The sequence below is a fragment of the Halomonas sp. DP1Y21-3 genome (assembly GCF_019801245.1).
Lineage (GTDB): Bacteria > Pseudomonadota > Gammaproteobacteria > Pseudomonadales > Halomonadaceae > Halomonas > Halomonas litopenaei.
The window spans coordinates 181,131-193,740 of the sequence record NZ_JAHVJM010000006.1 but is presented as its reverse complement, the minus strand read 5'-3'; the positions used below and the strand labels follow the sequence as shown (position 1 = coordinate 193,740).

The 12,610-nt window shown below is 65.0% G+C and carries 11 protein-coding genes; 1 reads left to right on the top strand and 10 read right to left on the bottom strand.

Features of this window, described 5'->3' with window-relative positions; all coding sequences use genetic code 11:
- Positions 1-163: 163 nt before the first annotated feature.
- Positions 164-640 (top strand): DUF721 domain-containing protein, encoded by a 477-nt coding sequence (locus KUV74_RS17470; RefSeq protein WP_045993385.1) that lies wholly within the window; start codon positions 164-166, stop codon positions 638-640.
- A gap of 225 nt (positions 641-865) precedes the next feature.
- On the opposite strand, the gene lpxC is transcribed toward KUV74_RS17470, so the two are convergent.
- From lpxC to mraY, 10 genes are all read right to left on the bottom strand, one after another.
- On the bottom strand, positions 866-1,777 hold the full coding sequence (lpxC, locus tag KUV74_RS17465; protein WP_045993384.1) for a UDP-3-O-acyl-N-acetylglucosamine deacetylase: 912 nt from the start codon (positions 1,775-1,777) through the stop codon (positions 866-868).
- A gap of 126 nt (positions 1,778-1,903) precedes the next feature.
- Positions 1,904-3,091: a cell division protein FtsZ gene (ftsZ, locus tag KUV74_RS17460; protein WP_045993383.1), complete on the bottom strand. Its 1,188-nt coding sequence runs from the start codon at positions 3,089-3,091 to the stop codon at positions 1,904-1,906.
- 34 nt (positions 3,092-3,125) lie between these two features.
- A complete protein-coding gene (gene ftsA / locus KUV74_RS17455; protein ID WP_045993382.1) occupies positions 3,126-4,415 on the bottom strand; it encodes a cell division protein FtsA in 1,290 nt (429 codons plus the stop codon).
- Positions 4,416-4,645: 230 nt separating this feature from the next.
- A complete protein-coding gene (locus KUV74_RS17450; protein ID WP_108132665.1) occupies positions 4,646-5,371 on the bottom strand; it encodes a cell division protein FtsQ/DivIB in 726 nt (241 codons plus the stop codon).
- A 1-nt stretch (position 5,372) separates the two neighbouring features.
- Positions 5,373-6,299, bottom strand: coding sequence for a D-alanine--D-alanine ligase (locus tag KUV74_RS17445; RefSeq protein ID WP_222516964.1), 927 nt, complete (start codon positions 6,297-6,299; stop codon positions 5,373-5,375).
- Positions 6,296-7,708, bottom strand: coding sequence for a UDP-N-acetylmuramate--L-alanine ligase (gene murC, locus KUV74_RS17440; RefSeq protein WP_045993379.1), 1,413 nt, complete (start codon positions 7,706-7,708; stop codon positions 6,296-6,298). Before murC ends, KUV74_RS17445 begins: the two co-directional genes overlap by 4 nt.
- A gap of 64 nt (positions 7,709-7,772) precedes the next feature.
- The gene (murG, locus tag KUV74_RS17435; protein WP_222517043.1) at positions 7,773-8,825 is read right to left on the bottom strand and encodes an undecaprenyldiphospho-muramoylpentapeptide beta-N-acetylglucosaminyltransferase; all 1,053 of its coding nucleotides are present in this window, start codon (positions 8,823-8,825) and stop codon (positions 7,773-7,775) included.
- 29 nt (positions 8,826-8,854) lie between these two features.
- On the bottom strand, positions 8,855-10,099 hold the full coding sequence (ftsW, locus tag KUV74_RS17430) for a putative lipid II flippase FtsW (RefSeq protein WP_045993378.1): 1,245 nt from the start codon (positions 10,097-10,099) through the stop codon (positions 8,855-8,857).
- Positions 10,096-11,511: a UDP-N-acetylmuramoyl-L-alanine--D-glutamate ligase gene (murD, locus tag KUV74_RS17425; RefSeq protein WP_222516963.1), complete on the bottom strand. Its 1,416-nt coding sequence runs from the start codon at positions 11,509-11,511 to the stop codon at positions 10,096-10,098. Before murD ends, ftsW begins: the two co-directional genes overlap by 4 nt.
- Before the next feature lie 7 nt (positions 11,512-11,518).
- Positions 11,519-12,601, bottom strand: a complete 1,083-nt coding sequence (gene mraY, locus KUV74_RS17420) for a phospho-N-acetylmuramoyl-pentapeptide-transferase (RefSeq protein ID WP_108132663.1) — start codon at positions 12,599-12,601, stop codon at positions 11,519-11,521.
- Between the last annotated feature and the right edge of the window lie 9 nt (positions 12,602-12,610).

Here is a 12,610-nt window from a genome sequence, read left to right as displayed (position 1 = left end):
GCTGTCGGGGAACTCCCTGGCGTGCTAGTCTCGGGCCGGCGCCATGCCGGCTGCCCATCACTCGAGCGGCCATCATGCAAACGGCCATGACACCTGCGTTCCACAGACGAACGCCGCCGAGCAACAAATTCATTGATCCTGGGGCATCCCAAGACACAAGCACATGAGTATAAAGGTTAAGCGGTTCCGCGCCCAGTCCATGACAGGGCTTCTTCAGGGCCGCGGCGAACTGGGCGGACTGATGCGCATGGCGCGCCTGATCGAGCGCGCTCAGGAGCATCTGCGCAATGAACTCTCGCCCACCCTGGCGGAACACCTGTTTGTCGGTGGCTTCCGTGACGGCCGCCTGACCCTGATCACCGACGGCGCAGCCTGGCTGACCCGTCTGCGCTACGAACAGCCGCGTCTGCTCGACTGCCTGCACCAGTTGCCGGAGTTCCAGGCGGTGACCGGCTTCCACCTCAAGGTACGTCCGGTGCGCCCGGCCAAGGTGGCGCCGCGCCAGGTAAGGCGCCTGCCCGCCCAGGCCGGTGACGAGCTCTCGAGCTGCGCCGCCGATGTCGAGGATCCGCGACTCAAGCGCGCCCTGGAGCGCCTGGCGGCCCACGCCGAGTCGCCTTCAGGGAAAGACGACGCCTAACCCCATCGGCGTTCCCCGCACATGAATCGCCGCGGCCTCCCGACCCTGCCCGCGCCGCTTGGCGACGCCGAACATGACGTGAACATGAGGCGAACATGAAACCCCAGACAGCAGAACGCCGCCCCGAGGGGCGGCGTTCATGCGAGTGATGGCCGAAGACAAGTTGCTACGGGAGACTGGCGATCTGCGGGGCTAACCTTGGCCTGGCCATCACCGAGGCTCGCATCACGCCATGGCCGGTGCCGCGTAGGAAATCGGCGCCGATTCGGCTTCGCTCTCGTAGGTCACGATCTCCCAGGCCTCGGGCTGCTCGATGAGCGCACGACACAGCTGGTTGTTCAGCGCATGGCCGGACTTCACGCCACGGAACTCGCCGATCAGGCTGTGGCCGAGCTGGTAAAGGTCACCGATGGCGTCCAGCACCTTGTGCTTGACGAACTCGTCGTCGTAGCGCAGACCACCGTCGTTCACGATGCGGTAGTCGTCCACCACGATGGCATTGTCGAGGCTGCCACCAAGCGCCAGGTTGTTCGAGCGCAGGTACTCGAGATCACGCATGAAGCCGAAGGTCCGCGCGCGAGACACCTCCTTGACGAAGGACGTCGTGGAGAAGTCGACCATGGCGGTCTGCTTCTGGTCCTCGAACACTGGGTGATCGAAGTCGATGGCAAAGGAGACCTTGAAGCCCTGATGGGGCAGGAAGACGGCTTCCTTGTCGCCTTCGCTGACCTTGATCTCACGCTTGATGCGGATGAACTTCTTGGCCGCGCTCTGCTCCTGGATCCCGGCGGACTGGATCAGGAACACGAAGGGTCCGGCACTACCGTCCATGATCGGCACTTCGGGCGCGCTCACATCGACGTAGGCATTGTCGATGCCGAGACCCGCGAAAGCGGACATCAGGTGCTCCACGGTCGCGACCTTCTCACCATTCTGAGACAGGGCGGTGCAGAGAGTGGTGTCGGTCACATTCAACGCCTGGGCGGGAATGCGGACCTCCGGCTCGAGGTCGGTGCGCACGAACACAATGCCCGTGTCCACCGGCGCGGGGCGAAGCGTCAGGTAGACCTTCTTGCCGGAGTGCAGTCCCACGCCCGTGGCGCGGATGACATTCTTGAGGGTACGTTGTCTGATCATTGTGCAGTCGCCAGGCAGTCGTTGGTTATCAAACACCGTTCACTATAACACCAAACGGACGTTTCAACAAAAAAACATCGCCTTTCGATCCCTGCACCCCGGAAATTTCGCGCACTCTGCTCTCGATCAGTCCGCCTGACGCCGCAGGAAGGCGGGAATATCGAGATAATCGTCCAACTCCTGAGACTTGCGCTTCTCGGCCTGCGGTCGCGGTGATTCCTGCGCCTCTGGCTTGCTCGCTGCGGCCACACCGGCGCCGCCCTGGGCGCGATTGATCGCACTCTGCTGAGGACGCTGGCGCGCCTCGGGACGACGAACCTGCTGCTGCGCCGCCGGCTTCTGCTGGCGTGACACCTGATTGTCGAGACCCGCCGCGACCACGGTGACCCGCAGCTCGTCGGTCATATCCATGTCGATGGAGGTACCCACGACGATGGTGGCGTCCTGGGAGGCGAACTCCTGCACCGTGGCGCCGACGTCGTTGAACTCACCGATCGACAGATCCGGCCCAGCGGTGATGTTGACCAGGATGCCGCGAGCGCCGTGCAGATCGATATCCTCGAGCAGCGGGCTGCGGATCGCCTTCTCGGCGGCCTCGCGAGCGCGATTTTCGCCGGTGGCACCACCGGTGCCCATCATCGCCATGCCCATCTCTGACATCACGGTGCGCACGTCGGCAAAGTCGACGTTGATGATGCCCGGGCTGGTGATCAGCTCGGCGATACCCTGAACGGCACCCAGCAGGACGTCATTGGCGGCGCTGAAGGCAGTCAGCAGTGTCGCGCTCTTGCCAAGCACGGACAGAAGCTTCTCGTTGGGAATGGTGATCAGCGAGTCGACATGCTCGGACAGCTCCTTCATGCCCTCTTCCGCTGCGCGCATGCGCTTGGGGCCTTCGAAGGGGAACGGGCGGGTGACCACCGCGACGGTCAGGATGCCCAGCTCCTTGGCGACCTGGGCGACCACCGGTGCCCCGCCGGTGCCGGTACCACCACCCATGCCGGCGGTGATGAAGACCATGTCGGCGCCACCGAGCAACTCGGCGATCCGCTCACGATCTTCCATCGCGGCCTGACGACCCACTTCGGGGTTGGCACCGGCGCCAAGCCCCTTGGTGATCTCGCTGCCGAGCTGCAACACGGTCTTGGCGGAGACGCGCTTGAGCGCCTGGGCATCGGTATTGGCGCAGATGAACTCCACCCCTTCGATGCTGCTCTCGACCATGTGATTGACGGCATTGCCGCCGCCGCCACCGACGCCGATGACCTTTATGACCGCGCTGCTTGAGGGCGCGCTATCTACGACTTCGAACATTTGCCCCGTCTCCTGAGCCGCTTGTGCGGCCCTTTCAGAAATTTCCTTTGAACCAGCCTTTGATCTTTTCCAGCGCCGGAGTCCTTTCCTCTGGTCCACGCCGGGAGACGTCCTCGCGTCTCGATTGCGACGAGATGGTGCCACCCTGCCCCTGGTGGACACGACCCTGACGGGCCTCATGTAGAGCGTAATGTAACAAACCGACACCCGTCGAATAAATCGGATTTCGCACCACGTCAGCCAGGCCCCTCACATTCTGCGGACAAGCGACCCTGACCGGCATGTGAAATATCTCTTCGGCAAGCTCCACCACACCTTCCATGCGTGATGTGCCACCGGTCAACACCACCCCTGCGGCGACCAGATCCTCAAAGCCGCTGCGGCGCAGTTCGTCGCGCACCAGGGTGAACAATTCCTCGTAACGCGGCTCGACCACTTCGGCCAGCGACTGTCGAGACAGGTCTCTGGCGGGACGGTCGCCGACACTCGGTACCTTGATCATTTCGTCGCTGGAAGCCAGCTGGGTCAGCGCACAGGCGTACTTGACCTTGATCTCCTCGGCATACTGAGCCGGGGTACGCAGCGCCATGGCGATATCGTTGGTGACCTGGTCACCGGCGATGGGTATCACCGCAGTGTGGCGGATGGCGCCCTCGGTGAATACCGCGATATCGGTAGTGCCCCCGCCGATGTCGACCATGCAGACGCCCAGTTCACGCTCATCCTCGGTCAGCACGGCATGACTGGAAGCCAACTGCTCGAGGATGATGGCGTCGACGTCGAGCCCACAGCGACGCACGCACTTCTCGATGTTCTGTACCGCGTTGAGTGCGGCGGTCACCAGATGAACTCGTGCCTCCAGACGCACACCCGACATGCCCAGCGGCTCACGGATACCGCCCTGGGTGTCGATGGCGAACTCCTGGGGCAACACGTGCAGCACCCGCTGCCCTTCGGAAATGGCCCTGGCCCGCGCCGAGTCGATCACTCGCTCGATATCGGAAGGCGCAACTTCGCGCTCCTTGATCGCCACGACCCCGTCGGAATTCATGGAACTGATATGACTGCCGGCAATGCCCACATAAACCGAATGTATGTCGCAACCGGCCATCAACTCAGCTTCTTCAACCGCACGCTGAATCGACTGGACCGTGGATTCGATATTGATCACCACTCCCTTCTTCATGCCACGGGAGGGATGAGAGCCGATACCGGCAATTTCGATACCACCATCGTCGGTGGGTTGCCCCACGATCGCGACGACCTTGGATGTTCCGATATCCAGCCCGACTACCATATTGGACACGTTGGATGGACCTGCCATGAGCCGGGAAATCTCCTTGAACGGATTCCGTTACCTCGGAACCTGCCTCTGTTATAAAAAAACCTGGGACGATTATAGGAACAATAGCGCTTGTTCGACCAGCCCGGGGCGTACATTCATTCCACGATACGGACACATTTAAACAAAAGAAACCGAGAAAACTTTGCCGATGGCCGGAAAAGTGTCGCCATATAATTCCGTTCTCGCGTCTGATCCATGCCGTCTTTTCGTTAACCGCGAGTCGCGGCCTCATCATCGACCGGCTCCGTCTCGCCATGCCAGGCCACGGCGACGCCGTTGGGGTAGCGCAGATCGATGTAGCGAATGTGCGACGCGACCTCACCCAGTTCACGCCGCCAGGCCGCCTCGAGACGCCCGAGGCGGGCGTCCAGATCTCCACGGCCGAGCATGATCCAGACGCCGCTGTCCAGCTGAAAGCGCCAGGCGCCGCGGGCTTCCAGACGTAGCTGGTCGATCCCGAGCCCCATCTTGTCCAGCCGCTGCCCCAGGTCATCGAAGTAGGCCAGCACCTCGGGACCGGCGCCACCGGGTCCCGCCATATCCGGTAGTCCCATGGGCGGCTCCACCGGGGCAAAGACAAAGGGCTCGCCATCGCCGTTGAGCAGTTGATCGTCGTTCCAGCGCGCCACCGGGCGCTGCTCCTCGAGCTCGAAGGTCAGTGCATTGGGCCACTCGCGACGAATGCGCACCTCCTTGAGCCAGCCCACCTGCAATGCCTGCTCACGCAGCGCTTCCAGGTCCACCGACAGCCAGGTCCGGCCCCTGACCAGCGGCGCCAGCTGGCCCTTGAGGTAGCTGGCGTCCACGTGGTGCAACTCACCACCGATGGACACCCGCTCGATGGGCCGATCCAGCCACAACCACAGCGCCTTGCCACCGGCGCCCACCAGGGCAGCCAGCAGCACGACGCCAAGCCAGGTGCCGCGCCTGGCCATCTCAGCCGCGCTCCCTGGCGGTATCGAGAATACGCAGGACCAGCTCGTCGAAGTCGATGCCGGCATGGGCCGCCGCCTGGGGCACCAGACTGTGATCTGTCATGCCGGGCACGGTATTGACCTCGAGCAGCCAGAACCGACCTTCAGCGTCGCGCATCACATCGACACGGCCCCAGCCCTGACAGCCCACCGCCTCGAACGCCGCCAGGCACAGCTCGCCCAGCGTGGTCTCCTGCTCGGCATCCAGACCACAGGGCAGGTGGTAAAGCGTCTCGTTGGACAGGTACTTGGCCTCGTAGTCGTAGAAGCCGCTGGGCACCTCGACGCGAATGGCCGGCAGCGCGCTGTCGCCAAGTACCGACAAGGTAAATTCGTCTCCCGACACAAAACGCTCGGCCATCACCCGAGTATCGAAGGTGGCGGCCTCACGATAGGCGGTTTCGAGTTCATCACGGCTGTTGACGATGCTGATGCCGATGGTCGAACCCTCATGGACCGGCTTGACCACCAGCGGCAGACCCAGTCGGTCGGCCACCTCGTTCCAGTCGGCTTCGGGCGACAGCAGCACGCTCTCGGGCGTCGGCAGACCCAGGGTCTGCCACAGCGCCTTGGTCCTGAGCTTGTCCATGCCCAGCGCCGAGGCCAGAACACCGCTGCCGGTATAGGGGATTCCCGCCAGCTCAAGGGCCCCCTGCAGACAGCCGTCCTCCCCTCCCCTGCCGTGCAAGGCAATGAACACCAGATCGGGGTTCAGCGCCTGCAGCCCGGCGACGCCGCCCTCGGCAAGGTCATAGCCGGTCACTTCAAGGCCCTGGCGCTGACACGCCGCCAGCACGGCGGCACCGCTGTTCAGCGACACTTCTCGTTCGGCGCTATGGCCACCGTAGATGACCACCACATGGCCGTAGGACTGTACTTGTCGTGTCACAGGATCACCTCGTCGAACTGAAGCTGGGCATCCGCCAGACGCTGGGAGATGCCACCCACGTCACCGGCGCCCTGGGTAATCAGGATATCGCCGGGTCTGAGCACCTTGGCCAGCAGCGCCGGCAATTCCGCCTTGTCCTGGGCGAAGATCGGATCGACTTCGCCACGCTGACGGATGGAACCCGCCAGGCTGCGACCATCGGCGCCGGGCAGCGCGGCTTCGCCGGCACTGTAGACGTCGAGCAGTACCAGCGTATCGACGCCAGACAGCACCCTGACGAAGTCCTCATAGAGATCGCGCGTGCGTGAGTAGCGATGAGGCTGGTAGACCATCACCAGCCGGCGCTCGGACCAGCCATCGCGCACCGCCTTGATGACCATCTCCACCTCGCGGGGGTGGTGACCATAGTCGTCCACCAGCATCACCTCACCTTCACCGTTCGGCGCGGCGAAGTGACCGTGTACCTGGAAGCGACGGCCAACCCCGGCAAAGCTCGCGAGTCCCCGCAGAATCGCCTCGGCGTCGACCCCGGCGTCGCTGGCCACGGCGATCGCCGCCAGCGCATTGAGCGCATTGTGACGGCCCGGCATGGCCAGACTGACATCGAGATCCTCGAGGTTGCCGGGCCGCACTGCGGTAAAGCGGACTTCGCCGGCACTCTGGGTGAAGTTCTCGATGCGATAGTCGGCGTCGTCGGAGAAGCCATAGGTGACGAACTGGCGATTGATGCGGTCGAGCAGGCCACGCACGTTGTCGTCATCGATGCACAGTATCGCCAGACCGTAGAACGGCAGGTTATGCAGAAACTCGATGAAGGTGTGCTTGAGACGCTCGAAGTCGCCACCATAGGTGCTCATATGGTCGGCATCGATATTGGTGACGATGCTGACCATTGGCTGCAGGTGCAGAAAGGAGGCATCGGACTCGTCCGCCTCGGCCACCAGGTAGTCGCCCTGCCCCAGCTGGGCGTTGGTGCCGGCGCTGGTCAGCTTGCCGCCGATGACGAAGGTCGGGTCCAGCCCGCCCTCACCCAGAAGAGTGGCGGTCAGGCTGGTGGTGGTGGTCTTGCCATGGGTCCCGGCCACGGCGATGCCGTGACGGAAGCGCATCAGCTCGGCCAGCATCTCGGCGCGACGTACCACCGGCACGCGATGCTCGTGGGCCCACACAAGCTCCGGGTTGTCCGCGTCCACGGCGGTGGATACCACCACCACATCGGCACCGGCGGCGTGCTCGGCAGCGTGTCCGATGAACACCTGGGCGCCGCACTGTTCGAGTCGCGCCACCACCGACGAATGACGCAGATCGCTGCCGCTGACCTGGTAGCCCTGATTGGCCAGCACCTCGGCGATGCCGCACATGCCGGCGCCGCCGATGCCGACGAAGTGGATACGACGAATGCGCCGCATGCCGAGACCGGGCCTGGTGGCAGCGGATGAGCTCAGTTGGCCGGGGACCGGCCCTTGGGTCGAATTACTCAAAACCTGTCTCCATACAGCCCGCCACCAGCCGTTCCACAGCGTCAAGGTGGGCCTCGGCCCTTGCCTTGCTCGCCATGGCCGCCAGGGTGTCGGGCTCAAGCAAGGTCCCCAGGCGCTCGGCCAGGGACGTCGGATTCATGTCACGCTGCTGAATAAGCGCCGCGGCACCGGCACCGACCAGCGCCTGGGCGTTGGCCGTCTGATGATCATCCACGGCGTGGGGGAAAGGTACGAACAGCGCCGGCTTGGCCGCCGCCGCCAGCTCCGCCACGGTCAGCGCGCCGGAGCGACAGACCACCAGATCCGCCCAATCGTAGGCGTCGGCCATATCTGCGATAAAGTCGCTGACCTCGGCGTCAACGCCGGCAGCCTGATAGCCCTCGCGGGTCGCCTGGTCCTTGTCTCTACCGGCCTGGTGGCGCACCTCGGGACGCGACTCGGGGGGTAGCTCGGCCAGCGCTCTGGGCATCTGCTGGTTGAGCGCCAGCGCCCCCAGGGAGCCACCGACCACCAGCAGACGAAGGCGTCGTCCGCGCATCTGGTCGGCCACACGTGCATGCTCGCCAAGGGCGGCGATGTCATCCCTGACCGGATTGCCGACGACCTCGGCGCGGCCACCGAAGGCCTGGGGAAAGGCGGCGTAGACTCGCTTGGCCAGGTGCGACAGTGCACGATTGGTCAGCCCGGCCACGGCGTTCTGCTCGTGGATGACCAGCGGTCTGCCGCACAGTCGGGCGGCAAGCCCGCCGGGACCGCTGGCAAAGCCTCCGAGCCCGACCACCAGCTGTGGGTCGAACTCGCGAATCACGCTTCTCGCCTGGCACACGGCGCGCCCAAGGCGCACCGGCGCCTTGAGCCAGCCCGCCAGACCGTTGCCCCTGAGGCCGCTGATGGCGATCTGGTGAAGCACTATGCCGGCCTCGGGCACCAGGCGATTCTCGATACCTCTGGGACTACCCAGCCACGCCACCTCGACGCCCTGCTGCTGCAATCCCCTGGCCAGCGACAGCGCCGGGATGACGTGCCCCCCGGTGCCGCCGGCCATGATCAGCGCTCGCCTTCCCTGTGTGTCACTCACGGCTTCACTCCTGCAGCCTTGGTTCTCCTGGGCGCTTCGCGGGCCTGGTCACGCCGCGCCGCCGGCGACTGCCGACGCTGGCGCTCGCGCGTCTCGATGTCCACCCGCAGCAACAACGCCACCATGATACAGCTCACCACCAGGCTCGACCCACCGTAGGACAACAGCGGCAGGGTCAACCCCTTGGTCGGCAACATGCCGGTACTCACCGCGATGTTGATAAAGGCCTGGGCGCCGATCACCAGGGCGATGCCATAGCTCAGGTAGGCGGCAAACGGCAGCCTCGCAAGCTCGGCCCGACGCCCTACCGCCATGGCCCGCCACACCAGCAGTGCGAACAGGCCGACCACGGCGATCGCGCCGACCATACCGAGCTCTTCGGCGAGCACCGCAAAGACAAAGTCGGTGTGGGCCTCCGGCAGGTAGAACAGCTTCTGTACGCTGTTGCCGAGGCCCATGCCGATCAAGTGGCCGCGACCGAAGGCGATCAGCGCCTGGGTCAGCTGGTAACCGCTGGCGAACTGGTCCGCCCAGGGATCGATGAAACTTGTCAGTCTCGCCATGCGGTAAGGTTCGGCCACCGCCAGGATGGCACCCAGGGTTCCCACCAGCACGAACAACAGCAGAAAGCGCCCCCAGGGCGCCCCGGCCATCAGCAACATGCCCATGACGCAGCTGGTCATGACCACCACACCGCCGTAGTCGGGCTCGAGGATCAGCAGCACGGCCACCACTCCGACCACTACCAAGGGGCGCAGAAAGGCCCCCCACTGACGCCTGACCTGTGGCAGAAAGCGCTCCAGATAGCCCGCCATGTAAGCGATCAAGCAGAGCTTGGCGACCTCCGAGGCCTGTAGATTGAAGGGCACCCCGGGGATCGACAGCCAGCGGCGGCTGCCGTTGACCTCGCGCCCCACCAGCAGCACCAGCAACAGCAGCACCAGTCCCACCACCAGCAGCAGCGGGCCATTGGCCTTCCACCAGGCCAGGGGGACGCGCAGCGCCAGGCACCCCACGGTCAACCCGCCCAGCACGAAGATGCCGTGGCGAATACTGAAGTACCAGGCGTTGCCGGTCAGGCTCGACGCCACCTCGGTGGAGGCCGACGTCACCATCACCCAGCCGATCAGCAGAAGCGACAGAGTAGCCACCACCAGCCAGCCATCGAAGGCATGGTCGCGGGTGGAAAGACGCTCGCGCAGGGCACCGAGGCGCTGGCGAGATCGGGCGAGACGACTCATGGCTTGGCTCCGCTGGAAAGGTCCTGCACCCAGGCGCGAAAGGCGTCTCCCCTGGCCTGATAGTTGACGAACTGATCGAGGCTGGCGCAGGCCGGTGACAGCAGCACCGCATCACCGGGCCTGGCCACCTCCCGTGCGCGACACATGGCGGCGTCCAGATCGTCGACGCGGGTGATGGCGACCGCTCCCTTCAGGGCCTGGGCCAGCGCCTCGGCGTCGCGGCCGAACAGCACCACCTCACGGGCGTAGCGCGACAGCGGGGCGGCCAGCGGCGAGAAATCGGCACCCTTGCCGACACCGCCGGCCAGCAGTACCAGACGCCCATCCAGGGTCGGGCCGAGTCCGGCGATGGCGGCCAGGGTCGCGCCCACATTGGTGCCCTTGGAGTCGTTGATCCAGTCGACGTCGTCGATGGTGGCGAGCCACTCGCTGCGGTGGGCAAGCCCGCTGAAACGTTCGAGCACCCGGGCCATGGACTCCAGCGGAAAACCCAGACGCTGGCCCATGGCCAGGGCGGCCAGCGCATTGGCCTGGTGGTGACGACCGCTCTGGCGCATGCGAGCCACCGGCAACAGCGGTTGGTCCGCGTGGAAGAACCAGGGCTCGCCCTGGTGCTCCACCACGCCCCAGTCGTCGCCGGATTGCGGGGCCGTCACGCCAAAGCGCGACAGTGCAGGCAACGCCTCGTCCGGCCAGGTCAGGGGGTCCTCGGCGTTGACCACCGCGTGCCTGGCACCACGAAAGATCGCGAGCTTGGCGCGGCGATAGCCGGCCATGTCGCCGTGGCGATCAAGGTGGTCCTCGCTGAGGTTCAGGAAGGCGGCACTGTCGGCCCCCAGACACGGGGTCGTCTCGAGCTGAAAGCTGGACAGCTCCAGCACAAAGAGATCCGCCTCGGGTTCCTGCACCAGCAGGTCCAGCGCCGGGGTACCGAGGTTACCCCCCACGGCCACCCGCCGCCCCGCCTCGCGGGCCATCTCGCCGACCAGGGTGGTGACGGTGGACTTGGCGTTGGCACCGGTGATGGCCGCCAGCGGCGCGCGACAGGCCCGCCGGAACAGCGCGATCTCACCCACCAGACGGGGCTCGCCGGTATCCGGATCGATGCGCCTGGCCGGCGCCTCGAAGCACGCCTGATGGGGGTCGATGCCGGGGCTCAGGATCACCTCCCGCGCGTCGTCCAGCACCAATCCATCGAGCGGCCCCAGGCGCACCGGCACCCCCGGAAAGTCCGCAAGGAAGACGTCGAGTCCCGGCGGCGCCTCGCGGGTATCCACCACCATGAAATCGCGGCCTTCACGCTTGAGATGACGACAGATCGCCATCCCCGAAAGGCCGAGCCCTACCACCACGCTAAGGTGGGCGGGCACGACATGGCGTTGCGGCAGTCGCACATCCTGACTGGCGTCCATGGCCACCTCAGCGGATCTTGAGGGTGGCCAGACCCAGCAGGACCAGCACCACGGTGATGATCCAGAAGCGCACGATCACGCGAGGCTCGGGCCAGCCCTTGAGCTCGAAGTGGTGATGCAGCGGCGCCATGCGGAAGATACGACGACCGGTCAGCTTGTAGGAGCCGACCTGCAGGATCACCGAGATGGTCTCCATGACGAAGACGCCACCCATGATGAACAGCACCACTTCCTGGCGCACGATCACCGCGACCACGCCCAGGGCCGCCCCCAGCGCCAGGGCGCCGACGTCACCCATGAACACCTGGGCGGGATAGGTGTTGAACCACAGAAAGCCGAGTCCGGCGCCGGAAATGGTGGCGCAGAATACCGCCAGCTCGCCGGCACCGGGGATCATCGGAATCTGCAGGTACTCGGAGAATACCGCGTTGCCGCTGGCGTAGGCGAAGACGCCAAGGCCCATGGCGACCATCACCGTGGGCATGATCGCCAGGCCGTCGAGGCCGTCGGTCAGGTTGACTGCGTTGGAGGAGCCGACGATCACCAGGTAGGTCAGCAGGATGTAGAAGCCACCCAGGGGCAGCACGAAGTCCTTGAGCAGCGGCAGGATCAGACTGGTCTCCACCGGCGAGGCCGCGGTCAGGTAGAGCACCACGGCGGCGCCCAGGCCGATCACCGACTGCCAGAAGTACTTCCAGCGGGCCGGCAGCCCACGCGGGTTCTTTTCCACCACCTTGCGATAGTCGTCGACCCAGCCGATGGCGCCGAAGCCCAGCGTGACGACCAGCACCACCCACACATAATGGTTGGTCAGATCGCCCCACAGCAGGGTACTGACGGCCATGGCCATCAGGATCATGGCGCCGCCCATGGTCGGCGTACCGGCCTTGGACAGGTGGGACTGGGGACCGTCATCGCGCACCGCCTGGCCGATCTGACGCTCCACCAGACGGCGGATCATCAGGGGGCCAAACCACAGACACAGCACCAGCGCGGTGATGGTCGCCAGAATCATCCTCAGGGTGAGGTATCCAAAGACGTTGAAGGCGCTTTGATAGTTCGCCAACAATTCAGCCAGGAAAAGCAACATGTATCAGGT

Excerpts from the sequence above, each read along its gene's own strand:
- KUV74_RS17470 (WP_045993385.1), top strand. The coding sequence starts at position 164 with ATGAGTATAAAGGTTAAGCGGTTCCGCGCCCAGTCCATGACAGGGCTT.
- lpxC (WP_045993384.1), bottom strand. The coding sequence starts at position 1,777 with ATGATCAGACAACGTACCCTCAAGAATGTCATCCGCGCCACGGGCGTG.
- ftsZ (WP_045993383.1), bottom strand. The coding sequence starts at position 3,091 with ATGTTCGAAGTCGTAGATAGCGCGCCCTCAAGCAGCGCGGTCATAAAG.
- ftsA (WP_045993382.1), bottom strand. The coding sequence starts at position 4,415 with ATGGCAGGTCCATCCAACGTGTCCAATATGGTAGTCGGGCTGGATATC.
- KUV74_RS17450 (WP_108132665.1), bottom strand. The coding sequence starts at position 5,371 with ATGGCCAGGCGCGGCACCTGGCTTGGCGTCGTGCTGCTGGCTGCCCTG.
- murC (WP_045993379.1), bottom strand. The coding sequence starts at position 7,708 with ATGCGGCGCATTCGTCGTATCCACTTCGTCGGCATCGGCGGCGCCGGC.
- murG (WP_222517043.1), bottom strand. The coding sequence starts at position 8,825 with ATGGCCGGCGGCACCGGGGGGCACGTCATCCCGGCGCTGTCGCTGGCC.
- ftsW (WP_045993378.1), bottom strand. The coding sequence starts at position 10,099 with ATGAGTCGTCTCGCCCGATCTCGCCAGCGCCTCGGTGCCCTGCGCGAG.
- murD (WP_222516963.1), bottom strand. The coding sequence starts at position 11,511 with ATGGACGCCAGTCAGGATGTGCGACTGCCGCAACGCCATGTCGTGCCC.
- mraY (WP_108132663.1), bottom strand. The coding sequence starts at position 12,601 with ATGTTGCTTTTCCTGGCTGAATTGTTGGCGAACTATCAAAGCGCCTTC.